Here is a 23,792-nt window from a genome sequence, read left to right as displayed (position 1 = left end):
TCAGATGCCTCGTAAGGGACCCGCCCCGAAGCGTCCGGTCGTCAACGACCCGGTCTACGGCGCGCCGATCGTCACGCAGCTCGTCAACAAGATCCTCGTCGACGGCAAGAAGTCGATCGCCGAGCGCATCGTCTACGGCGCGCTCGAGGGCGTCGCCGCCAAGAAGTCCGACCAGGACGCCGTCGCCACGCTCAAGAAGGCGCTCGACAACGTCCGTCCGACCCTCGAGGTCCGCAGCCGCCGCGTCGGTGGCTCGACCTACCAGGTGCCGGTCGAGGTCAAGCCGCACCGCGCCAACACGCTGGCGCTGCGCTGGCTCGTCAGCTACGCCAAGGGCCGTCGTGAGAAGACGATGACCGAGCGTCTGATGAACGAGATCCTGGACGCCTCGAACGGCCTGGGTGCCGCGGTCAAGCGCCGTGAGGACACCCACAAGATGGCCGAGTCGAACAAGGCCTTCGCGCACTACCGCTGGTAAACACCGCACCGCTGGTGATCAGCACCCGCATCCCCTCGCGGATGCGACCTGCCGGGCCCGGATGACGGCATCCGCCATCCGGGCCCGGCGCCCACAGCTCTACTCCACACCACACGTTAGGAACCGCAAGTGGCACAGGAAGTGCTCACCGACCTCAAGAAGGTCCGCAACATCGGCATCATGGCGCACATCGATGCCGGTAAGACCACGACGACCGAGCGCATCCTGTTCTACACGGGTGTGAACCACAAGATCGGCGAGACGCACGACGGTGGCGCGACGACCGACTGGATGGAGCAGGAGCAGGAGCGTGGCATCACGATCACGTCCGCTGCTGTGACGTGCTTCTGGGACAAGAACCAGATCAACATCATCGACACCCCCGGTCACGTCGACTTCACCGTCGAGGTGGAGCGCTCGCTCCGCGTGCTCGACGGCGCCGTCGCCGTGTTCGACGGCAAGGAGGGCGTCGAGCCCCAGTCCGAGACGGTGTGGCGTCAGGCCGACAAGTACAACGTGCCCCGCATCTGCTTCGTCAACAAGATGGACAAGCTGGGCGCCGACTTCTACTTCACGGTCGACACGATCGTGGGCCGCCTGAAGGCCAAGCCGCTCGTGATCCAGCTGCCGATCGGCGCGGAGAACGACTTCGTGGGCGTCATCGACCTCGTCGAGATGCGCGCGCTGGTGTGGCCCGGCGACGCCAAGGGCGACGTGACCATGGGCGCCAAGTACGACGTCACCGAGATCCCGGCCGACCTGGCCGACAAGGCGGCCGAGTACCGCGAGAAGCTGCTCGAGACGGTCGCCGAGAGCGACGAGGCGCTGCTCGAGAAGTACTTCGGCGGCGAGGAGCTGACGGTCGCCGAGATCAAGGGCGCGATCCGCAAGCTCACCATCGCGAGCGAGGTCTACCCGGTGCTCTGCGGCTCGGCGTTCAAGAACCGCGGTGTGCAGCCGATGCTCGACGCGGTCGTCGACTACCTGCCGTCGCCCCTCGACGTGCCGGCCATCGAGGCCCACGACCCGAAGGACGAGGAGAAGATCATCGAGCGTCACGCCGACGCCGCTGAGCCCTTCGCCGCGCTGGCCTTCAAGGTCGTCTCGCACCCCTTCTTCGGTCGTCTGACGTACATCCGCGTGTACTCGGGCTCGCTCAACTCGGGCGAGCAGGTCGTCAACTCGACCAAGGGCAAGAAGGAGCGCATCGGAAAGATCTTCCAGATGCACGCCAACAAGGAGAACCCGGTCGACTCGGTCACCGCGGGTCACATCTACGCGGTCATCGGCCTCAAGGACACGACCACGGGTGACACGCTGTCGGACGCGGCCAACCAGGTCGTGCTCGAGTCGATGACGTTCCCCGAGCCCGTCATCGAGGTCGCCATCGAGCCCAAGACGAAGGCCGACCAGGAGAAGCTGGGTCTCGCGATCCAGAAGCTCGCCGAAGAGGACCCGACGTTCCGCGTCGAGAACAACGCCGAGACCGGCCAGACGGTCGTCAAGGGCATGGGTGAGCTGCACCTCGACATCCTCGTGGACCGCATGAAGCGCGAGTTCAAGGTCGAGGCGAACGTCGGCAAGCCGCAGGTGGCGTACCGCGAGACGATCCGCAAGGCCGTCGAGCGTCACGACTACACGCACAAGAAGCAGACCGGTGGTTCGGGTCAGTTCGCGAAGATCCAGTTCAAGCTGGAGCCGCTCGAGGTGACCGCCGACAAGACCTACGAGTTCGTCAACGAGGTCACCGGTGGCCGCATCCCGCGCGAGTACATCGAGCCGACGAACCAGGGCTTCCAGGACGCGATGAACACGGGTGTCCTCGCCGGCTACCCGATGGTGGGCGTCAAGGCGACCCTCGTCGACGGCGCCTCGCACGACGTCGACTCGTCGGAGATGGCGTTCAAGATCGCCGGTTCGATGGGCTTCAAGGAGGCCGTCCGCAAGGCGAACCCCGTCATCCTCGAGCCGCTCATGGCGGTCGAGGTGCGTACTCCCGAGGAGTACATGGGCGACGTCATCGGCGACCTGAACTCGCGTCGTGGCCAGATGCAGTCGATGGAGGACGCGCAGGGCGTGAAGGTCATCAAGGCCCTCGTCCCGCTGTCGAGCATGTTCGGCTACATCGGCGACCTGCGTTCGAAGACGTCGGGCCGCGCTGTCTACTCGATGGAGTTCGACAGCTACTCCGAGGTCCCGAAGGCTGTGGCCGACGAGATCATCCAGAAGGGCAAGGGCGAGTAATCCGCCCGGCCCGAATGGGCTCGGTGGGGGCCGCCCTCAGTGCGGTCCCCACCCCGGAACGTCCGGTGTCGCTCGAGCGGCAACCGGGTCGAAAACTTCATATCGACTCTCTACTAGACTGAGAACCATCCCCGGACAGAACCGGTCGCAATCCAGCGCCCGGTGATGATCCATGAATCGTCCTGAGGAGGACCCAGTGGCTAAGGCCAAGTTCGAGCGCACCAAGCCGCACGTGAACATCGGAACGATCGGTCACGTCGACCACGGCAAGACGACGCTCACCGCGGCGATCTCGAAGGTGCTCGCCGACAAGTACCCGTCGGACGTCAACGTCGTGCGCGACTTCTCGTCGATCGACTCGGCTCCGGAGGAGCGTCAGCGCGGTATCACGATCAACATCTCGCACGTCGAGTACGAGACGCCGAAGCGCCACTACGCTCACGTCGACGCCCCGGGTCACGCCGACTACATCAAGAACATGATCACGGGTGCCGCCCAGATGGACGGCGCGATCCTCGTGGTCGCCGCGACCGACGGCCCGATGGCCCAGACGCGTGAGCACGTGCTGCTCGCCAAGCAGGTCGGCGTTCCCTACCTGCTCGTCGCGCTGAACAAGGCCGACATGGTCGACGACGAGGAGATCCTGGAGCTCGTCGAGCTCGAGGTTCGCGAGCTGCTCTCGTCGCAGGGCTTCCCCGGCGACGACGCTCCGGTCGTCCGCGTCTCGGGCCTGAAGGCTCTCGAGGGCGACGCCGAGTGGGCCGAGAAGATCGTCGAGCTCATGAACGCCGTCGACGAGTCGATCCCGGACCCGGTGCGTGACCGCGACAAGCCGTTCCTGATGCCGATCGAGGACGTCTTCACGATCACCGGTCGTGGCACCGTCGTCACGGGCCGCGCCGAGCGTGGCACGCTCGCCATCAACTCCGAGGTCGAGATCGTCGGCATCCGCCCGACGCAGAAGACCACGGTCACGGGTATCGAGATGTTCCACAAGCAGCTCGACGAGGCGTGGGCCGGCGAGAACTGCGGTCTCCTGCTCCGTGGTCTGAAGCGCGAGGACGTCGAGCGCGGCCAGGTCGTCGTGAAGCCGGGTTCGGTTACCCCTCACACCAACTTCGAGGGCACCGCGTACATCCTGTCGAAGGACGAGGGTGGCCGTCACAACCCCTTCTACACGAACTACCGCCCGCAGTTCTACTTCCGCACCACGGATGTGACCGGCGTCATCACGCTGCCCGAGGGCACCGAGATGGTCATGCCCGGTGACACCACGGACATGACGGTGGAGCTCATCCAGCCCATCGCCATGGAGGAGGGCCTCGGCTTCGCGATCCGTGAGGGTGGCCGCACCGTCGGCGCCGGCACGGTGACCAAGATCATCAAGTAAGTTCTTCCAGAACCTGCTTCAGGAGCGGGCCGGATCTTCGGATCCGGCCCGCTTCGTCGTTGTCCGGGGCTCCCAGGGCGGCTGGGTAGGATCGGGGCACCTCGCCCGCCGTCGCGCGAGAACCGACCGGCCGACCCGAGGAGCAGTCATGAGCGACATCACGCTGGGACCGCCGCCGCCGCGAAGCCACGCGCGACTGTGGATCACGACCCTTCTGCTGCTGATCTACACGGCGTTCGTCCTGCTCGTGACGATGTGGCCGAACCCCAGCCAGCTGGAGTTCGGCGGCATCTCCGAGCGCGTGCTGCGGGTGCTGCACCGCTTCGGCGTGCCGGAGCGCTTCGACTACGCCGAGCTCGAGTTCACGGCGAACGTCGGCATGTTCGTGCCGCTGGGGTTCCTCCTGGGGCTCGCTCTGCCCCGTGGGGGCTGGTGGGTGGCGGCCATCCTGCTGCCGGGGTTCTCGGGCTTCATCGAGGTGACCCAGGGGCTTGCCCTCGAGAGCCGGGTCTCCACGCTCACCGACCTGGCGGCCAACACCATCGGCGGCTACCTGGGCCTGCTGTTCGCGATGGTCATGCGCGCGCTGATCTACAAGCGGGATCAGACGGTGATCGAGCGCGAGATCTGGGAGCGCAACGCCGCGTACGTGCGCGCACGCCGCGAGCTCGCCGCCCGCAACCAGCCCGAGCCGCCCGATCTCGTGACGCAGATGCTCGAGCCGGGGTTCTGGACGGATCCCCGCGGCGAGGCGCCGACGCTCAAGCTGCCGATCTCGCGCTGACACGCGGCGCTCGCCCAAGCGGGGCGCGGCGGCGGCGTTCCGGGCGGAGGAGCGCCGCATCCTAAGCTGGAAGTCGTGCGTCTCGACATCCAGGGCCTGCGCGCCCTCGCCGTGGCGCTGGTCGTCGTCTTCCACCTCGCACCCGCCGCTCTGCCCGGTGGCTACATCGGCGTGGACGTCTTCTTCGTCATCAGCGGCTTTCTGATCACTGCCCATCTGCTGCGAGAGGTCGAGCGCACGGGAACCGTGCGCGTTACCGAGTTCTGGGCGCGGCGCGTGCGTCGCCTGCTGCCGGCGGCATTCCTCGTTCTGATCGTGTCGGCGCTCGCAGCGCTGTTCCTGCTTCCGCGTACCGTCCTGCTGCAGAACCTGAGCGAGATCGCGCTCGCTGCGGTGTACGTCCTCAACTGGGGGCTCGCAGCCAACTCCGTCGACTACCTCGCCGAGAGCAACGACCCGTCGCTCGTACAGCACTACTGGTCGCTGTCGGTGGAGGAGCAGTTCTATCTCGTGTGGCCGCTGCTGGTCATCGCCGCACTGTGGGCCGCCACCAAGGCCGGAAGGGGGCGGGACCGGCGAGCGATCACGGTCATGCTCCTCGTCGTGCTCGCGGCGTCGTTCACGTTCTCGGTGTATGCCACGGGGGTGGCTCAGCCGTCTGCATATTTCGTCACGCCGACGCGCGCGTGGGAGTTCGCGGCGGGCGGGCTCGTCGCCCTCCTGCCGTCGGGGGTGCTGCGGGCCGGCAGGTCGCACGCGCTGCTCAGCTGGGCGGCCGCGGGGGCGATCGTGGGATCGGCCGTGCTCTTCGACGAGAACACCGCGTTCCCAGGCTGGATCGCGCTGGTCCCGGTGCTCGCGACCGCCACCTTGCTCTGGGCGGGCGACAGCGACTCGACCTGGGCGCCGCAGTACCTTGCGAAGGCGGCGCCGGTCCAGCTCATCGGCGACACGTCGTACGCGATCTACCTATGGCACTGGCCGCTGATCGTGGGATTCACCGCGCTCGCGGGGCGAGCGCCTGGGTGGAAGTGGGCCCTCGTCATCGGCGCGGCGTCGGTCGCGCTGGCCATCGCGACGAAGCAGCTGGTCGAGGATCCGGTGCGCAGCACGCCGCGGCGGTGGATGAGCCGGCGACTCCCGACGTTCGCTTTCATGGCGGCGGGTATCGCCGTGGTCTCGGCCGTGACCGTCCTGCCCGCAGAGGCCGCCCGAGCCCAGAACGCCGACGTCATCGCCGAGGCCCAGACGCTGATCGACGACGAGGACGGCTGCTTCGGTGCGTATGCCGTGCTGAACGACTGCGACGACCCCTACGCGAGGACCGGAACGGTCAACGCGACGGTCGCGCAGGAGGACCGGTTCCGCGAGACGGGCGTGCTCGCAGACTCGGCCCGGTGCGATGAACGGCGGGTGGCGACCCAGCTCGAAACGACATGCGCGCTCGGTGACTCCGACTCGAGTGCGCGCGCGGTGCTCCTCGGCGACTCGCACGCAGAGCACCTCGCCACCGCGCTCGACGCGGTCGCCTCTGACCGCGGATGGTCGTTGGAGATGCGTACCCGATCCGGCTGCTCGGGGTTCATGTCGCCCGAGGCGGGCAGGGACCCGGCGCGGCAGGGGTGCGTGCCCTGGGGGGACGAGGTCTATGAAGCGGTGCTCGCCGCCGAAGACATCGATGTCGTCATCGTGGCCGCTCGCACGTTCCTCTACCCAGCGATCCACCATCGTGCGCTCGCGGAGGAGCGGCTGAGCGCTCTCATCGACGCGGGTAAGCGCGTCGTGGTGATCCGCGATGTTCCGGGGGCGCTGAACGAATGGCCGCTGTCACACTCGGCCGAGTCAGTGCCGCAATGCGTCGCACGCACGGGCGGTGACGATGCGTGCGCATGGGATCCGCCGGCAATCGAAGACTGGCTGCTCGAGGCCGCGCGGTCGGTCGACGCCGATGTCGTGGACCCGTGGGAAGTCCTCTGCGACGACGCGGGATGTCATTCCATCATCGGGGGTACGATCGTCTACTTCGACGACAACCACCTCACGACCACGTTCGCCCGTACGCTGGCGCCCTGGTTGCAGCGCGAGCTGGAGAGTGCGTTCGCCGCGGCTCGATAGGATCGCACGAGAACTGCCCGGACTGACGTCGCCGGGGCCGCCGACGCAGGAGAGAAACAGCGCATGTGGAGGAATCTTCTTGAGGTCGCGCGTGCCCGTCGTGGCGGAGCGGTCGTCAGCTGGCGATCGACCACGCTGGATTCGGCCCGGCTCGCGCGCGACAGTCGAGTCGCCCACCACGCGTCGGTCCGGTCATGCACGATCGGGCGTTACACGTCGGTCGGCCGCTTCGCGAAGCTCGCCTTCGCCGATATCGGGTCGTTCTGCTCCATCTCATGGGACGTGACGATCGGGGCGATCTCGCACCCGATGACGCACATCACCACGCACGCCTTCCCGTACGTCCCCTCGCTCGGCATCGCGCCCGGCGCGCGCAAGCAGGATGTCGAACGCGTCCGCATCGGCCATGACGTGTGGATCGGGACACAGGCGATCATCATGCCGGGTGTCACCATCGGCAATGGGGCCGTGATCGGCGCCGGCAGCGTCGTGACCTCGGATGTCGAGCCGTACACGGTCGTGGCCGGTGTGCCGGCGCGCAAACTGCGCGACCGGTTCCCGGCCGAGGTCGCGGCTCAGATCGACGCACTGGCGTGGTGGGATCTGCCGACGAGCGAGCTGCGCGCCCGTCTGGACGCCTTCCAGACGGACGACGTGGCCGCGGGGATCGCGCGGCTGAAGGGGCTTCCTGCCGCGGCCCGCTGAGTGCACACCGATGTGCGTGTGCACTCGGACACGATCGTGGGGCTCTCGCCCGCTCCCATAGACTCGTTGCCCGTGCCGTCATCTCTGCGCCTGGACATCCAGGGACTCCGGGCGCTCGCGGTCGCGCTCGTGGTGATCTTCCACCTGTCGCCCGCTCTCCTGCAGGGCGGCTACATCGGCGTCGACGTGTTCTTCGTGATCTCCGGGTACCTCATCACCGCGCACCTGCTGCGCGAGGTGGAACGCACCGGCACCGTGCGGCTGACGGAGTTCTGGGCTCGGCGAGCTCGACGGCTCCTGCCGGCCGCCCTTCTCGTGCTGGGAGTCTCGGCTCTCGCGGTGCTCCTGCTGCTGCCCGGCTCGGTGGTCGAGCAGAATCTCTGGGAGCTCGTCTTCGCGGCGCTCTACGTCGTGAACTGGAACCTCGCGGGCAACAGTGTCGACTATCTCGCCGCGCACAACGAGCCGTCGATCGCGCAGCACTACTGGTCGCTGTCGGTGGAAGAGCAGTTCTACATCGTGTGGCCGGTGCTGATCCTGGTCGCAGTGTGGGCCGCGGCGAAGGCGTCCCGGATGTCGGCCCGCACCGCGATCCTGTGCGCATTGGCGCTGGTCTTCGCCTCGTCCCTCGCCTTCTCGATCTCGGAAACCGCGCGGTCTCAGGCCTCCGCCTACTTCGTCACGACGACGCGGGCCTGGGAGTTCGCGGCCGGAGGGCTCGTGGCGCTCGCGCCGGCGCTGCGACTGCGTCGAGGCTGGCATGCCATTGCGGGCTGGGCGGCGCTCGCCGCGATCGTGGGCAGCGCGTTCTCGTTCGACGCCGCGACGCCGTTCCCGGGGTGGATCGCTCTCGTTCCGGTGCTCGGCACGGCAGCGCTGCTCTGGATGGGGGACACCGCCGACCCTCGGACGCCGCAGTACGTCTCCCACGCCGGGCCTGCGCAGTTCCTCGGCGACATCTCGTATTCCGCATACCTGTGGCACTGGCCCCTCATCATCGTCTTCACAGCGCTGCAAGGGCGGGCGCCAGGATGGAAGTGGGCTGTCGCCATCGGCGCCTTTACCGTGCTCCTGGCATGGCTCACGAAGCGGTTCGTCGAGGATCCGATCCGCCGGGCGCCGGGGGTTCTCAGGCTTCGGCTCCCGACATTCGCGGCCACCGCAGGGGGCATGTTGCTGATCGTCGCTGTCGCGGTGATCCCCATCCACGTGCAGCGGGCGGACACGGAGGCGTATCTACAGGGCATCGAGGCGCAGATCGATGACCGCGAAGGCTGCTTCGGCGCGTACGCGATCCTGAACGACTGCGATGACCCGTACGCGCTCAGCGAGGGCGTACGCCCGGATGTCGCCGCTGAGGACAAGTTCACCGTGACGGGCGTGATCGGGACAGATCGATGCGTCTCGGAGCGCGTGGCGGAGAGGAACCAGCGAGACTGCGTGCTGGCCGCGCCGGACGTCGCGGATCATCGCGTGCTCCTCATCGGTGACTCGCATGCGGATCATCTGACCGATCCGCTGCTGCAGGTCGCCCAGGAGGCGGGGTGGGCGGCTGAGGCCCGTACCCGGTCCGGGTGCTCGAGCTTCATGGGCGGTGTGCCCGAGGCGGTCTCGTCCGAGAGCCACCGAGCGTGCGAGGAGTGGGGCGCTCGGCTGCACGAGGAGGTTCTCGGTGACCCCGGCATCGACACTGTGATCGTGACGGCGCGCTCCTACCAGCACAGCGCTCAGTACAACTATCCGCTCGCGGTGCAGCGCCTGAGTGCGCTGAAGGCAGCGGGCAAGACCGTCGTGGCGGTGCGCCCCGCCCCGGGCACCGAGAACGAGTGGCCGATCAGCGACTTCGGTCCGAAGGCGCCCGCCTGCGCGGAGGCTTCCTCAGCCGCTGACCCCTGCGCCTGGCGTCCGCCGACCGACGACTGGCTGGTCGATGCGGCGATCACCGCGGGTGTACCGGTGATCGACCTCTGGGACATCCTCTGCGCGGACGGCACCTGTCACGCGCTCATCGGCGGGGCCGTGGTGTACTTCGACGACACGCACTTGACGACGACGTTCTCGCGCACGCTCGCGCCGTGGCTGAGAGACGAGCTCGAGGCGCTGCCTGGGCTGCGCGACTAAGAGGAGACCGTGGAGCGCAGCAGCTCCCGGTGCCAGGCGTCCGCGCACGCGTCGGCGATGGAGCGCTCGGCAACCCATCCGAGCTGGCGGTTGGCCTTCGTCGGGTCGGCGTAGGACGCGGCGACGTCGCCAGGACGACGTTCGCGGATGACGCGGCGGACCTCGACGCCGTTCGTCTTCTCGAAGGCGTCCAGCAGCTCCAGAACGCTCACCGGCCGGCCCGTGCCGAGGTTGAACACCTCATAACCGGATCCCGAGTTCTCGATCGCCTTCACGTGGCCACGCGCGAGATCCATCACGTGGATGTAGTCGCGAACGCCGGTGCCGTCGGCGGTGTCGTAGTCGTCGCCGTAGACGTTCACAGCGTCGAGGCGGCCGGCGGCCGCATCGACCACGATCGGCATGAGGTTCGTCGGGGCTCCGAGCGGATCCTCGCCGATCAGCCCCGACGGGTGTGCGCCCACGGGATTGAAGTAGCGCAGGCTGATGGCGCGGAACGCGGGGTTCGCCGTGACGACGTCGGCGAGGATCTCCTCGATGACGCGCTTGGTCTTGCCGTACGGGTTCGACAGGGCGAGTGTGGTCGGCGTCTCCTCGGTCACGGGCAGCTGCTCGGGGAGCCCGTAGACCGTCGCCGAGCTGGACAGGACGAAGGTGCTGACACCGGTCGAGAGCATCGCCTTGAGCACCGACACGGCGGAGGCCAGATTCACGTCGTAGTAACGGAGGGGATCCGACGTGGATTCGGAGACCGACTTCAGGCTCGCGAGATGGATGACGGCGTCCACGGGAGCGTGCGCCTGGAGCACCCGGCGCACCTCGACCTCCGACCGGGCGTCCGCCTCATAGAAGGGAATGGATGCCCCGGCGAGCGACTCGGTTCGGGCGACGGCATCGCGGTCGGCATTGGAGAGATCGTCCAGGATGATCGGCTCGTGGCCCGCGGCGATCAGCTCGAGAGCGGTGTGTGTGCCGATGAAACCGGCCCCTCCGGTCAGTAGCACACGCATGGGCCACAGCATACAAGGAGGTCTTCGCACGACTGACGGGCGCCGGGCGTGCCCAGGAGAACCGCGTAGTCTCGTACGTTGGATGATGGGGCGCTGTGAGCAGCGGCTCAGCACGCAGCGTACGAGGGGACCCCACTTTGGCGATTTACGTCACGCACGGAGCGAAGAAGAACGTAGGCGACTACCTCATCCACGCTCGCGGGCGCGCGCTGCTCGCGCATCTCCTGCCGGATGCCGAGATCAAGTCGGTGGCGCGCTGGCAGCGCGGCGAGCTGCCCGAGGACGCGAAGGCTCTCGTGATGTGCGGCGGACCCGGCGTCTCAACCCGCATGGTGGAGGACACCTTCCCGATCGTCCGCGCCGCAGTGGAGAACGGGCTGACGCTGGCGGGGATCGGGCTCGGATGGTCGGGTCTTCCGGCGCGAGCGCCCCAGGAGTTCTCCATGAGCGCGGGGAGCCTGGAGGTGCTGCGAGGCATCAACGCGAACGGGGCGCCCCTGACCGTCCGCGACGACGTCACGCACGGCATCCTCACTCGTATGGGGATCGAGACGGTCCGCAGCGGGTGCACGGCCTGGTATTCGGTCCCGCATCTGGGCACGCCGGTGCCGGCGTTCGGCGCCCCCAAGACCGTCGTCTTCACCACCCCCGCCCGCCCGCAGAACACGCTCGAAGCGATCAAGCTGATGGGCCTGCTCAAGAAGCGCTACGCGGGCGCACGGCTCGTCGCCAGCTTCCACCGCGGCGTGCTTCCCGACCGCCAGACCGACCCCGCGCGCTCTGCCGCCCTGGTGGCGCAGGCCGTGGCCGCGCGAGCCCTGGGCTTCGAGGTGCTCGACGCCGCCTATGACCTCTCGAAGATCGACTTCTACGGCGAAGCCGATCTCCACGTGGGCTACCGCGTTCATGCGCACCTCGCCTTCGTCAGCCAGCACCGCCCCAGCGTGCTGCTGACCGAGGACGGCCGCGGCTACGGGCAGTCCGTGACCCTGAACGGCGAGGACTCCGCGATCTGGAACGGCGAGGAGGGCATCGTCGACCGCGTGGACGACCTCCTCAGCAGCGAGGAGAGGACCAACTGGCCGTCCCTGCACCAGGCGGTGGATGTGATCGAATCGTCCCTGCCCCTGATGAAGGAGGCCGTCTCCTCGATCGGGGCGCGCGCACGATGACGATCCTCCTGAGCAGCGAGGTCGCCGAGGAGATCGAGGAGGCCATTCTTCTGGCCCGCGCGGCCACCCAGACCGAGCAGATCGTCGTCCACGCCCCGGCCGCTGTCCTCGAGAAGGCGCGGATCTCCCATCACTTCGGGCTGACCATCGTGCCGGTCAAGGCGTTCTCGTATCGTGCGCGGGTGCTTCCCAAGCTGTCGGGGCTGGCGGAATTCATCGCGCTGGTCCTGCGCACCCGCCCCCGTGTCATCATGTCCGGCTTCTCCATGATGAAGCACCGTGTGATGTCGCGGGTCCTGCGCATCCCGCACGTCTCGTACATCCGCGGTCTCATGTTCAACCCGGACACGAAGCTCGGCATCTCCGACAAACTGCGCTACGGCGTCTTCCGAGGCCGGAACGTCCGCGTCCTGAATGCGTTCGAGGCGTCGCACGTGCTGACCGTCGCGCAGATCAACGAGGACTTCATGGTCGCGCGCGGCGTCGATCGCGAGCGCATCCATCAGGTGGGCCCGGTGTGGCTGCGCGACGTGCCGCCGGCGCGTGCCACGCAGGATTCGGGCCGCGTGTTCTTCGTGACGAAGGCGTTCGAGGCACACGGCGTGGACGAGGCGCATCGGCGGCAGACGGAGACGATCCGGCAGCTCGCGGCCTCCTTCCCGGGACAGCTGTGCATCCGAGCGCATCCGCGCGACTTCTACGCGTATGAGGAGGACGCCGCCCTGCGCGACGTGAGCGTGGCCAGGTCCACCCCGCGCGAGTTCCTGCTGTCGCTGACGCAGGCCGACATCCTCATCTCCCCGCTGTCGACCATGGCGTTCGAGGCGCTGCACGTGGGTGCTCGCGTGGTCTTCTTCACGGCGGAGGGCGTGACGGACGACCTGACCAAGGCTTATCGGGCACTGGGCATCACCCCGCACCCGCTCGACGACCTCGCCTCGGCCGTGCAGAGGGCTCGGGCGGGAGAAGCCACGCACGTCAAGGTCTTCTCGGCGATCGACGAGACCGTGGCGGCTCAGGTGCTCGTGGGGGCATCGTGAGCACGGCCGGCGGCCCGAAAGCGGGAAACGCACTGCACCACGATCCCGGATCCGATGCGTGGGTGGTGATTCCTGCGCGCGGGGGGTCGGTGGGCGTGCCTCGCAAGAACGTGCGCCTCATCGCCGGACGGCCGCTGATCGTGCACGCCATTCAGACCGCGCAGTCCGCTGTCGCGGCCGACCGGGTGATCGTCATCACGGACGACCGCGAGATCGAGGCGATCGCGCGGAGCGCCGGCGCGGTCGTGATCTACGAGGACCAGCCGACGCCGCCGGGCGAGACGCTCGACACCAAGATCATCCGCAACCTGCCCCTCCTGCGGCGGATGGGGGCACGCGACACCGACCCCATCCTGACCGTCCAGCCCACATCGCCGCTGCTTCCCGCTTCCGCGATCGTCCGGGCCTCCGAGGTCCTCTCCCGCGGAGAGAGCCGCTCAGCCATGACCGTCACGGATGATCGCCACCTTCGATGGGGGCGGGATGAGCACGGAGAGAACGTCCCGCTGTACGCGGCGCGCGTCAATCGGCAGCAGCTGCCGGCCGAGCTGCGCGAGACCGGCGGCGTCATCGGCGCGCGTCTCGCCGACATCGAAGCGCACCAGACCCGCGTCATCGCCCCGATCACGCTGATCGAGCTCTCGGCGGAGGAGGCGATCGACATCGACTCGTTCTCCGACCTCTACGCCGCCGCCCATCTGATGACCCGTCTGCGGATCGTCGTGCGCACCGATGCGGCTCCCGAGCTCGGCATGGGGCATGTGTACCGCTCGATGGCCGTGGCGACGGAGCTGGCACGTCATGATCTGCGGCTGTACACGTCGCGGCACAAGCCGCTCGGGCGGCGATTCTTCGATCGGCTCCCCTTCGAGAACCGCGAGGTGGATGGCGATGACGAGTTCGTCGCCGAGCTCGCCGCGTTCCGACCGGATCTCGTGATCTTCGATGTGCTGGACACGTCCGCGGAGCTCATCGACGCCATCCGAGAGCGCGTGCCGGGCGTGCGCGTGCTCACCTTCGAAGACCTGGGAACGGGGGCAGCGCGGGCCGATCTCGTCGTGGCCGAGTTCATCCCGGTGCACGAAGGAGCGCGTCGCGCCCTCACAGGGATCGACAACGCCATCCTCGCGCCCGGGTTCGACTACGTTCGCGCGCCGAACCCACTCCGGGACGCGGTCGAGCACGTGCTGGTGCTGTTCGGCGGCACAGACCCGTCGCGGCTCGGTGAGCGCGCGCTCGACGCTCTCGCGCGCATCGGCTTCACGGGCGATGTCACGGCCGTCCGAGGGCTGGGGGCGGCCCCCTTGCCCGAGGTGGACCGTCCCTTCCGCCTCGAGGTCCTCACCGACGTGCGTCATATGCCGAGCGTCATCGGGCGAGCCGACCTCGCGTTCACGTCGGCCGGCCGCACGGTGATCGAGCTCGCCACCCTCGGCGTGCCCTCGATCGGCATGGCGCAGAACGAGAAGGAGCTCACGCATACCCACGCCACGGCCGCCAACGGCGTGCTGATGCTGGGTCTCGGATCGCAGACGGAGCCGGCCGTTCTCGACGACGCCGTGCGGCGTATGGTCGAGGACAGCGCGCTTCGGCGGGAGCTGCGAGAATCTGCGCTGCGCGCCGTGGCGGGGCGCAGCAACCACCGCACGTTGGGGCGGATCTTCGACCTGCTGGGTCTCGATCCGTTCCCGAATCTCTGACCCACTGGCGCTGCGCGCCTGAACGAGAGGCATGTCCATGGCCAAGAACGCTTTCGAAGCCACCTCGCTCGACCCCTACATCATCGCCGAGATCGGCATGAACTACGAGGGGTCCATGTCCCGTGCCAAGGAGATGATCTCCGCGGTCGCCCGCGCCGGTGGCCACGCGGCCAAGTTCCAGACCTACAAGGCCGACACGCTCGCCAGTCGCGAGCACAGCCCGGCCTACTGGGACACGACCAAGGAGGCGACGCAGTCTCAGCACGAGCTGTTCCAGCGCTTCGATGCGTTCGGGCCGGCGCAGTACCAGGAGCTGGCCGATCACTGCGCCGCCGAGGGAGTCGACTTCATGTCGACGCCGTTCGACTTCGAGGCCGTCGACTACCTGGAGCCGCTCGTCCCGCAGTTCAAGGTCGCGTCCGCCGACCTCACGAACGTGCCGCTGCTGCGTCGCATCGCCCGCACCGGCAAGCCGGTGATCGTCTCCGTCGGTGCGGCGACGCACGATGAGATCCGGGCGTCGCTCGCCGTGCTCCGCGAGGCCGGCGCCACTCAGATCGCGCTGCTGCACTGCGTGCTGCGCTATCCGACTCCCGCTGAGATCGCCAACATCTCGGCGATCCGGACGCTGGCCGCCGAGTTCGGCGACCAGGTGGCGATCGGGTACTCGGACCACGTGCCGCCCACGGAAAGCGGTGACGTGCCCGCGCTGAAGCTCGCTCTTGCATACGGGGCGACGATCCTCGAGAAGCACTACACCGATGACCGGACCGGCATCGGCAACGATCACTACCACGCGTTCGACGAGGCGGGCCTGCAGGCGTTCACCGAGGAGCTCGCGCTCATGCGGGTGCTGGCCGGGTCGGACACGCCGGATGTGGCGTCGCAGCAGGCGGCGGTGGACAACGCGCGCCGCCGCGTGATCGCGCACGCCGATCTCGCCGCCGGCACGGTCCTGACCGAGGAGCACCTCATTCCGCTGCGCGCCAACGTCGGCGTTGAGATCGCCCGCTGGGACGAGGTCGTGGGCGCCGCGCTCACCGTCGACAAGAAGGCCGGCGAGCCGATCCTCGACACCGACATCAGCGCCCGTTGAGCCGGGCGGTGGGGCCGGGAGCGTGGCCATGAGCGACGCGGCCCGGGGCATCCGGCGAGAAGGCGCCGTCTATCTCGCGGCCACGGTCGTGCAGCGCGGGCTGCCCGTGCTGGTCCTGCCGTTCCTGACCCGCATGCTGGTGCCGAGCGATGTGGGCGAGGTTGCGCTCGGGCTCGCCGTCTCGAACCTGGCCTCCATCCTGTTCGGCCTCGGCGTGCAGTTCGCCATCGTGCGTCTCGTGCATGACGACGCGAGCGATCGGCGGGCGTCGTGGCCCGCCCTGGTGTGGCGGCAGCTCGCGTTCTCGGGCGCTGCGCTGGTCGTCGTCGCGGGCTCCGCGCCGCTCTGGGCGGGGCTCGTCGCGCCGGACGGCACCCGGGGTGCGGTGCTCCTGATCGCTCTGGCTCTCGGATGGGTGCTGTCGGCGCAGGGGATCATGCTGAGCCTCGCACGCACGTCGCGGCGGGTCGGGCTCTTCCTCGTCATGACCGTGGTCCAGGCCGTCGTGGGTCAGATCGTGGGCCTGAGCCTCGCAGTGCTGTGGGGGGCCGTCGGCTACCTGGCGGGCATGCTCGCCGGCGCCCTGGTGAGCGCTGTGATCGGCCTGACCATCCAGCGCGTCCCCCTGCAGTGGGGGCTTGCCGACGGACGGCAGATCGTCGCATTCAGCGCGTGGTTCGTCTTCCAGTGGGTCACGCTGTGGGTCCTGAACATGAGCGACCGGCTGATCGTCGAGGGCTTCCTCGGGGCAGAGGTGGTGGGCGCCTACTACGTGGCGTACGTGATCGGAACCGGGCTCAGCCTCGTGCTCGACGCCGCGCAGTCGGCGTGGGTTCCGCGGTTCTTCGCCTCGCGAGATCGCGACGCGAAGCGGGGGCTGCTGTCGCGCGCCCTCGTGCCGTATTCGGCGGTGGTGGCGACGCTCTCACTGGCGATCGCGCTGGCCGCGCCGTTGCTCGTCGTCATCGCCGCTCCGAGCGCTCCCGATTGGGCCGCCTCGGTGATCGCCGTCGTCTCGCTCTGCGCGACGTACCGACCTGCCTATCTTCTCGCAGTGGCCGTCATGAACGACCACAAGGACGCCCGCTCGACCGCCATCGCGACGGCCATCTCGGCGGCCGTCGCGCTGGGGCTCAACTTCCTGCTGATCCCGTCGATCGGCGTCATCGCCGCAGCGATCGCTTCTGCGTTCTCGTATGCGGTGCTCTCCGCACTGTGCCTGGCAGCGGTTCGGCGGTTCGCCGACGTTCCGGCGCGTCCGGTGCTGTGGACGAGCGGCATCTGGATGGCAGCGACCGCCCTGTCCGTGGGTGTGGCGATACTGCCCTCGAGCGGCCCTTGGCTATGGGGCCGAACGGCGGCGGCTGCGGCGGTCGTCTTCTGCTGCGTCGCTGCTGTGTGGATCGCGCGCAAGCACAGGAGCCGCGCGTCCGCGTGACGCCGATCAGGCGGTCGCCAGGGCGGAATCGCGTCGGCTGCGGCCGAGCCGGACGAGGAGCAGGTCGATCGCGACCCACCCCCAGAAGGCGAAGGACAGCGGCTTCCAGAGGTCGGTCACGTCGCCCAGCATGAAGACGTTGATCATCAGCCGCACGCCGTAGAGGCCCACCAGCAAGCTGATGGTCCGCAGGCGTGCGATCGCGAAGAGCAGGTAGCCCAGCACGGCCCCCGCCATCAGGCCGGCCACGGCGAAGACCACGGCGCCGGCGCCGTACCCGAAGACGTACGAGATCAGCCCGGGCCCGCCCATCGTGAAGCGCAGGCCATTGGCGACCATGCGGTCGACGAATGCCGTCGGAGAGATCTCGTACATGAGCAGCGTCACGCCGCCCCAATCGCCCTCGCGACCCGGGAGAAGGTGCGTGAGATCGCCGGAGGGGCCCTGCGTCTGCAGCAGGCGATCGACGCCGTACCAGACATGGCCCTGCAGGCCCAGTGCGCGATCGAGCAGCTTCTGCAGCACGTTCGACGTGTTGTATCCGTGGAAGACCATGAATCCCACGGTCGCGAGCGCTGCCAGCGCGACGGCCGCGAGCGAGCCGCCGATGAGAAGCGGCCCCAGTTTGATCGACGGGTTCACGAAGCGGATGCGAGCGGTGTACGCCACTCCGACGCTGTAGACCAGCGCCGTGTAGAGACCGGTGAACTTCTCGGCGAAGAGCACCAGGATGATGACGCTGACCGCGAGGAGTGCGAGCAGCACCCAGTCGAGCTTGTCTCGCAGGGCGATCGCCACGGCCGTGGCGGCGCAGCAGAGCGCGATCAGGAAGGGAATGCGGTCGAGCAGCCCCGGCAGCTGTGACCAGTAGTCGAAGCGATCGATGCCCTCCAGGAAGGGCGAGCCGAAGATGACCAGCACGCCGAGGGATCCGAGCAGGACAGCCCCGTGGACGAGCTTCGCCCAGAGCGCGAAACGATCGACGTCGACGGAGGCGCGTGGAATCCGCGCGGCGACCTGCGACACGACGAACTGGATGGTGGCGAAGAAGACGATGCAGTAGCCGACGATGCGCAGTGTCGAACCCGTCGGCTCGCCGTGGACGCCCTGTTCGGAGATGTATCCGCCGTGCTCGATGTACAGGTTGGACAGGACAACCGGCAGCAGCACGGCGAAGAACGGCACGGCGAGGAAGAGCGACACGAGATCGCGGAAGAACAGCACCACGATGTAGGCCACCAGCACGGCGACAGCGCCCCATGCGACCACGAGGGTGGGGCCGGCGATCTGGTTCAGCAGCCCCAGCGCGAGGAGGGCGGCGAGGACGAGCACGGTCGGCATCGTCATGGGAGCCGCGCGAGGAGGGATCACCGCTGTCTCTGGAGCCCGCGCGGCGTCGGGGCGCAGAGCCGTTGATGCCAAAATCGTGGTCCTCTCGGTCGACTCGACGCCTCCGTCAGATGCGCGCGACTCTCAGCATGCTATGCCCTCGGCATGTACGCCCTCAGTGCGCCCTCCCGCGGCCGACGCGCCGCTGGAGCACGCCCCACGCCTTCTTGAGGTAGTTCTCTCCCTCGAGCGCGATCACCCGGCGGTAGGCGATGCGAAGAGAGGGCGCATGCTTCTCGAGCCACACGTTGAAGAGGCGCTCGCCCAGGTACCCGAAGACACGCGCCTGCTGAGGGCCGTAGTCGCTCAGGTCCGTGCGCTCCTCGACGTAGGCCAGCACGGGGAACAGCCATGCCGCGTACTCGTCCAGCAGTTCGCGACGCATGATGAACATGTTGTACAGCGACAGCGAGGTCCGCCCCATGACTCGGTCGAAGGCCGGCACGTAATCGGGATGCAGCTGCGCCAGGGCCGCACGGCACGCGTCGAGATCGGACGCGTGGTGAGCGCGTGAGTAGTGCGAGCGGACGGTCTCGATCACATAGTTGCGTCGCCGCGGGACGATGACATCCGCGCTCCGAAGCCACTCCTCGACCTCGGCTCGCGTCGCGATCCCGCCGGGGCCGCGACCGGCGAAGTGGCGTCGGTAGTGCGCGAGCCCGTAGACATCGTGCCGCGTGTTCTTCCAGAACCAGTACAGGCCCGTGAGCTCGCAGTACGTGTCGTTGCGATCGGAGATGTTGTCGCCGGTGTCGTCCCCGGTGAACCCGGTCTCCTGTCGAGCCGTCGCGTGACCGACGTGCAGAGGCACGTAGAGCGGATCGTCGGGCATCTTGTACGGCTTGTGCGCGGCGACGAAGACGGCGATCGACACGGGGCCCTCCATGACTTGCTCTGCGCATCATCCATGTGTGCGCCGCATGCCAGCATAGGCGGAGCGTCCCGCGCGGCGACGCGAGGGCCCGTGCCGTACGGGGCGCCCGCGAGCCGTATCGCCGACGCGGCGCGGGCCGGTCCCGTCACGGCGCTGTGCCAAGATGAGCACTCGGCGACGCTCGTGACAGAGACACCAAAACGCCGAGGAGCATTCGCAACGCATGGCATGGACAAGACGGACGACCCTCGTCACAGGCATCGCTGCGGTGCTGACCGTGGTGATCGGCGGGGGCATCGCGTGGGCGGTGATCGCCCCGGCAGATCCCGAGACGTCGCCGTCGGCGTCTGCGACCGCGACCGCATCGGCGACGCCCAAGCCGACTCCCACGTCCGAGCCGGACGCCCCGCTGGCCCGATCGGCCATGTTCCGTGGCTCTGTCGACGGCTGGCAGCTCGCACCCGATACCGCGATCGCCGCCGTGCTCCCGGAGGCCGGCAGCGCCCACGGCGGCGCGGTCTCGTTGGGCGTCGATGCACCGGTCGTCGCGCAGTCGACGGTCGCTGCCGCCGTACCGGTGACCGTCGTCCCGGGCGCGGACTATCTGCTCGAGGCCTGGGTCCGCGTGCAGTCGGTGAGGCCCGTGGCGGTGAAAGCCGCGTTCACCGTCGGTGACGTCGTGCGGCCGCTGCCCGAGCTGAATGCCGCCTGGCAGAAGGTTTCGTATCCCATCTCGGCTCCCGCCGATGGGGCCGCCGAGACGCAGGTCGCGTTGCAGCTCGATGCGCCGGTTCTCGGACTGAGCGTCGACGACATCACGCTGACGCCGGCGGGCGGTCAGAGCGTCGTGCCGAACGGCGGTTTCGAGGCGGTCGAGGTGCCCCAGTCGGTAATCGTGAACGACTCGCTCGTCTTCGAGTCCAGCCTCGCGACGATCGTCGCCGCGCTTCCCCAAGGGGAGGCGACCTGGCGGGTGACGACGACCAGCGGCGAGGAGGTGGCGGGGGGCACCGTGCCGGTGCAGTCGGCAGTCGCGGGCATCCCGCTCGCCGACGTACCGCAGGGCTACTTCTCCTTCGTCGTCGCGGACGCCTCCGGGCGGTCGGTCTCGACGCCGATCGTGGTGGTCGACGCCGCCGGCTCCGCCCTTCCCACCGACTCGCGGTTCGGCATCACGGCGCAGTTCGACCGGGCGCAGCATGCGCGCGGTGGACGCATCGCCCGTTCGCTCGGATTCGGCGAGGTGCGAACCGACATCCTGTGGAGGCTGAACGAGCTGCGGCGGGGCGAGTACACGTGGGACCAGCGCTACACGACCGAGATCCCGCGCGCACGGGCCAACGGCGTCGCGGTGCTCGGCACGGCCAACTACGCCAATCCCCTGTACGACGGCGGCCACACTCCGACCTCGCCGGAGGCCGTCGAAGCCTTCGGACGCTATGCCGGAGAGATGGCGCGCGCATTCGATCTCTCGGGCGTCGAGGTCTTCAACGAGTTCAACCAGAAGCGCTTCGTGACGGGCTCCTGCGGTTCAGCCCCGGAATGCTACCTGCCGCTGCTCGAGTCGGCGCACCGCCATGTCGGGGCCGTCAAGGCCGACCTGCCGATCGTCACCGGCGCAACGGCGCTGTACGACGGCGCGTGGTTCGACCGGCTGTGGCAGCTCGGCGGCATGAAGTACACGGATGCGATGAGCTTCCACCCGTACGAGGTCGTGTACTCGAACGTGCACAACCTCGACAAGATCATCGGCGCGGCTCGTAAGAGCATGCGCGAAAACGCCGGCAGCGAGAGCGCGATCTGGATGTCGGAACTCGGATGGACCACCAAGACCGGCGACGTGACCGAGGCGCAGCAGGGCATGCAGTTCGTACGCGCGGCGACGATCACCCTGTCGCGTGGCGTGGAGAAGTTCATGTGGTACGACGTCGTCAATGACGGGGGCGGGCCAGCCGAGCATGAGGGCAACTTCGGGCTGTTCGCCCCGCCCCGAGCAGGCGTGCTCGCCCCCGCTCCGAAGCAGTCGGCGCTCAGCGCCGGGCTGTTGATCACGAAGATCGCGGGCAAGCCGTATGCCGCACGCGAGGAGGGCGCAGGCGTGCGCTCCGAGGTGTTCGGCGAGGAGACGGCACCGACGCGCGTCGCCTGGGCGCCTGCCGGAGGTGACGTCACGGCGACCTACGAGGCGGACGGTCCGGTGTACGTGACCTCGCTGCAGGGCGAGGTCCAGGCGCTCGAACCGAAGAACGGACGCGTGACCATCGAGGTGGGGGAGTCGCCGAAGCTGATCACCGGGAACGTCACAGCGGCGGCCTTCTGAGCGTCGATCGGACGAGTCGGACACGGTCGCACGGTTAGGATTCTCGAATGCATCAGCACCTGACGCGACGTGCCAGGCGAGAGCAGGCCGCCGCGGCGGCCGCAGTCGACGAGGCGGCCCACGACCGCAAGCGCGCTCGCCGCGGGCGAGCCTGGCTCATCGTGGCCATCGTCGCGATCGTGCTGCTGGGGCTGGCCGTCTGGGTCGCGTTCAAGGCCGTCATCGTGAAGAACGAGCTGGAGGCCGCGCAGGCGCTGGTCGCGAATGTCGAGGGCGGAGAGGGGCTCAGCCAGACGGTCGCGGATCTGGGCGAGCATGCCGGCGCGGCTGCCGACGCGGCGGGCGATCCCGTCTGGCGCGTGCTCGAGTTCATCCCTGCGCTCGGCGACAACCTGCGCGGCGTGCGACTGGCAGCCGAGTCTCTCGACGTCGTCGCCAACGATGTGGGAACTCCGGTGCTGGCGGTGAAGGACGACCCCGCGGGGGGATCGATCCTCGGCCGGGCGCTGCCCATCCTGCGCGACGCCAGCCCCGAGGTGACGCGGCTGGCGGACGAGGTCGCCGACGTGCATGCCTCGTCGTTCCTGGTAGGGCCTGTGCGCAGCGGCGTCGACCAGGTGCACGAGGTGATGAGCGCCGCGGGGCCGGTGCTGGAGGTGCTGCCGAAGCTGCTCGGCGCCGAGGGGCCGCGCAGCTATCTGCTGATCTTCCAGAACAACGCCGAGACGCTGCCGCTCGGCGGCAGCGCGGCATCGCAGACCCTCGTCAACGTCGACGCGGGCGACATCCAGCTCGCCCAGCAGGCGGGCAGTCGCGCCTACGCCAACGGCACGCCCGTCGATGTGCCGGTCGACCAGAGCGCCATCGACCTGTACAGCGACTACCTGGTCGCGCACATGAACACCACGATGAGCCGTCCCGATTTCCCGACCGCGGCGCAGCTCGTCCGAGCCTTCTGGAACCGGGATGTGAATCCCGACCCGGTGCACGGCGTAGTCTCGATCGACCCGATCGCGCTCGCGCGCGTGCTGAAGGCGACGGGCCCCCTGCAGCTCATCACGGGCGACACCATCGATGAGACCAACGCGGTGCGCCTGCTGCTGAGCGAGGTCTACGCGCGCTGGGACAGCTACACGCCGCAGGGTGCCGACATGGCCGACGCCTTCTTCGCGAGCGTGGCCGCGACCGTGTTCGAGAAGGTCTCGACCGGCGACTTCGACTTCAAGCACATGGCGTGGGCCGTGCAGACGAGCATCGACAACGGCGACATCCTGATGTGGATGGAGGATCCGGAGGTCGCGCAGATGATCGACGGCCAGAAGGTCTCGGGCGTGCTGCCGAAGGAGAACGACGACCAGACGACGGTCGGCGTGTACTTCCGCGACACCTCGGCGTCGAAGATCGATTACTACATGAAGTCGTCGATCGACGTCGCCGCGAACTGCGAAGGCGCCGCGACGACGTTCACCGCAAACGCCCGGCTGCATCTCGACATCGATCAGGCGGCCGCCGACAACCTCCCGCGTTACGTCCAGAGCCGCGACTGGGGCACGAGCCAGTTCCGCACGGAGGTCTTCGTCTACGGCCCTCCGGGCACCGAGGTGCTCGACGTCTCGGTCGACGGCCGCGACGTCCGGCCGCTGCGCACCGACATCACCGACCTGGGCCGTCCCGTGGCCGCCTTCGAGACCTTCCTGCGCCCGGGTGAGGCCGCGTCGGTCGTCGCCCGCTTCACCGGCGAGGGCGAGTTCGGGCCCCTCGAGCTGTGGTCGACGCCGATGGTGCAGGCCTCGCAGAAGACGGTCGAGGGGGCCTGCCTGGGCTGATCCGACGGCCGGCTTCGGCGCGGGCCGTCGTGCCGACCCTGAGAATTCGCCGACCGTGCGTACAATCTGACAGGTTGTGAGCAAGACGCG

16 protein-coding genes and 1 pseudogene are annotated in these 23,792 nt (G+C 68.4%); 14 read left to right on the top strand and 3 right to left on the bottom strand.

Annotated features, from left to right (window positions below):
• Positions 1-4: 4 nt before the first annotated feature.
• From rpsG to ABTW64_RS04175, 7 genes and pseudogenes are all read left to right on the top strand, one after another.
• The gene (gene rpsG / locus ABTW64_RS04205; protein ID WP_350619495.1) at positions 5-478 is read left to right on the top strand and encodes a 30S ribosomal protein S7; all 474 of its coding nucleotides are present in this window, start codon (positions 5-7) and stop codon (positions 476-478) included.
• Positions 479-607: 129 nt separating this feature from the next.
• The gene (gene fusA / locus ABTW64_RS04200; protein WP_350619493.1) at positions 608-2,722 is read left to right on the top strand and encodes an elongation factor G; all 2,115 of its coding nucleotides are present in this window, start codon (positions 608-610) and stop codon (positions 2,720-2,722) included.
• A 196-nt stretch (positions 2,723-2,918) separates the two neighbouring features.
• Positions 2,919-4,112 carry an elongation factor Tu gene (gene tuf, locus ABTW64_RS04195; protein ID WP_350619491.1) on the top strand — a complete coding sequence of 398 codons (1,194 nt, stop codon included), beginning with the start codon at positions 2,919-2,921 and terminating at the stop codon, positions 4,110-4,112.
• Positions 4,113-4,260: 148 nt separating this feature from the next.
• Positions 4,261-4,896, top strand: a complete 636-nt coding sequence (locus tag ABTW64_RS04190; RefSeq protein ID WP_350619489.1) for a VanZ family protein — start codon at positions 4,261-4,263, stop codon at positions 4,894-4,896.
• A gap of 75 nt (positions 4,897-4,971) precedes the next feature.
• Positions 4,972-7,011: an acyltransferase family protein gene (locus tag ABTW64_RS04185; RefSeq protein ID WP_350619487.1), complete on the top strand. Its 2,040-nt coding sequence runs from the start codon at positions 4,972-4,974 to the stop codon at positions 7,009-7,011.
• Positions 7,012-7,410: 399 nt separating this feature from the next.
• A pseudogene (locus ABTW64_RS15325) lies at positions 7,411-7,531 on the top strand (DapH/DapD/GlmU-related protein); the annotation flags it as partial.
• Between the two features lie 257 nt (positions 7,532-7,788).
• Entirely contained in the window at positions 7,789-9,837 is a 2,049-nt protein-coding gene (locus ABTW64_RS04175; RefSeq protein WP_350619483.1) for an acyltransferase family protein, read from the top strand.
• Here the strand turns inward: ABTW64_RS04175 and galE are convergent.
• Positions 9,834-10,847, bottom strand: a complete 1,014-nt coding sequence (galE, locus tag ABTW64_RS04170; RefSeq protein WP_350619481.1) for a UDP-glucose 4-epimerase GalE — start codon at positions 10,845-10,847, stop codon at positions 9,834-9,836. The two genes, ABTW64_RS04175 and galE, sit on opposite strands and share 4 nt — an antisense overlap.
• Before the next feature lie 137 nt (positions 10,848-10,984).
• Here galE and ABTW64_RS04165 point away from each other — a divergent pair, with 137 nt between their 5' ends.
• Genes ABTW64_RS04165 through ABTW64_RS04145 form a run of 5 tightly spaced genes read left to right on the top strand, consistent with a single transcriptional unit; the run spans position 10,985 to position 17,293 of the window.
• Complete coding sequence (locus ABTW64_RS04165) at positions 10,985-12,019, top strand: polysaccharide pyruvyl transferase family protein (protein WP_350619479.1); 1,035 nt, start codon at positions 10,985-10,987, stop codon at positions 12,017-12,019.
• The gene (locus ABTW64_RS04160) at positions 12,016-13,059 is read left to right on the top strand and encodes a hypothetical protein (protein WP_350619477.1); all 1,044 of its coding nucleotides are present in this window, start codon (positions 12,016-12,018) and stop codon (positions 13,057-13,059) included. The genes ABTW64_RS04165 and ABTW64_RS04160 overlap by 4 nt, the downstream gene beginning before the upstream one ends.
• Positions 13,056-14,759, top strand: a complete 1,704-nt coding sequence (locus ABTW64_RS04155; RefSeq protein ID WP_350619475.1) for a cytidylyltransferase domain-containing protein — start codon at positions 13,056-13,058, stop codon at positions 14,757-14,759. Before ABTW64_RS04160 ends, ABTW64_RS04155 begins: the two co-directional genes overlap by 4 nt.
• A gap of 37 nt (positions 14,760-14,796) precedes the next feature.
• The gene (locus ABTW64_RS04150; RefSeq protein ID WP_350619473.1) at positions 14,797-15,855 is read left to right on the top strand and encodes an N-acetylneuraminate synthase family protein; all 1,059 of its coding nucleotides are present in this window, start codon (positions 14,797-14,799) and stop codon (positions 15,853-15,855) included.
• Positions 15,856-15,883: 28 nt separating this feature from the next.
• Positions 15,884-17,293 (top strand): lipopolysaccharide biosynthesis protein, encoded by a 1,410-nt coding sequence (locus ABTW64_RS04145; RefSeq protein ID WP_350619471.1) that lies wholly within the window; start codon positions 15,884-15,886, stop codon positions 17,291-17,293.
• A gap of 6 nt (positions 17,294-17,299) precedes the next feature.
• Here the strand turns inward: ABTW64_RS04145 and ABTW64_RS04140 are convergent, their stop codons facing one another.
• Entirely contained in the window at positions 17,300-18,640 is a 1,341-nt protein-coding gene (locus ABTW64_RS04140; RefSeq protein WP_350619469.1) for a DUF6418 domain-containing protein, read from the bottom strand.
• A 157-nt stretch (positions 18,641-18,797) separates the two neighbouring features.
• Positions 18,798-19,556, bottom strand: a complete 759-nt coding sequence (locus tag ABTW64_RS04135) for a DUF4422 domain-containing protein (protein WP_350619467.1) — start codon at positions 19,554-19,556, stop codon at positions 18,798-18,800.
• Between the two features lie 223 nt (positions 19,557-19,779).
• Between ABTW64_RS04135 and ABTW64_RS04130 the strand changes: the two genes are divergently transcribed.
• Both ABTW64_RS04130 and ABTW64_RS04125 read left to right on the top strand, forming a co-directional pair.
• Entirely contained in the window at positions 19,780-21,876 is a 2,097-nt protein-coding gene (locus tag ABTW64_RS04130; RefSeq protein WP_350619465.1) for a hypothetical protein, read from the top strand.
• Between the two features lie 47 nt (positions 21,877-21,923).
• Positions 21,924-23,702: a DUF4012 domain-containing protein gene (locus tag ABTW64_RS04125; protein WP_350619463.1), complete on the top strand. Its 1,779-nt coding sequence runs from the start codon at positions 21,924-21,926 to the stop codon at positions 23,700-23,702.
• Positions 23,703-23,792 lie beyond the last annotated feature (90 nt).

This window comes from Microbacterium sp. NPDC096154, assembly GCF_040302945.1.
GTDB lineage: Bacteria > Actinomycetota > Actinomycetes > Actinomycetales > Microbacteriaceae > Microbacterium.
The sequence above is the reverse complement of the archived record's forward strand: the minus strand, read 5'-3'. Positions and strand labels throughout refer to the sequence as shown.

Coding starts and splice junctions, on each gene's coding strand:
- ABTW64_RS04125 (WP_350619463.1), top strand. CDS start 21,924: ATGCATCAGCACCTGACGCGACGTGCCAGGCGAGAGCAGGCCGCCGCG.
- ABTW64_RS04130 (WP_350619465.1), top strand. CDS start 19,780: ATGGCATGGACAAGACGGACGACCCTCGTCACAGGCATCGCTGCGGTG.
- ABTW64_RS04160 (WP_350619477.1), top strand. CDS start 12,016: ATGACGATCCTCCTGAGCAGCGAGGTCGCCGAGGAGATCGAGGAGGCC.
- galE (WP_350619481.1), bottom strand. CDS start 10,847: ATGCGTGTGCTACTGACCGGAGGGGCCGGTTTCATCGGCACACACACC.
- rpsG (WP_350619495.1), top strand. CDS start 5: ATGCCTCGTAAGGGACCCGCCCCGAAGCGTCCGGTCGTCAACGACCCG.
- ABTW64_RS04150 (WP_350619473.1), top strand. CDS start 14,797: ATGGCCAAGAACGCTTTCGAAGCCACCTCGCTCGACCCCTACATCATC.
- ABTW64_RS04145 (WP_350619471.1), top strand. CDS start 15,884: ATGAGCGACGCGGCCCGGGGCATCCGGCGAGAAGGCGCCGTCTATCTC.
- ABTW64_RS04190 (WP_350619489.1), top strand. CDS start 4,261: ATGAGCGACATCACGCTGGGACCGCCGCCGCCGCGAAGCCACGCGCGA.
- ABTW64_RS04140 (WP_350619469.1), bottom strand. CDS start 18,640: ATGACGATGCCGACCGTGCTCGTCCTCGCCGCCCTCCTCGCGCTGGGG.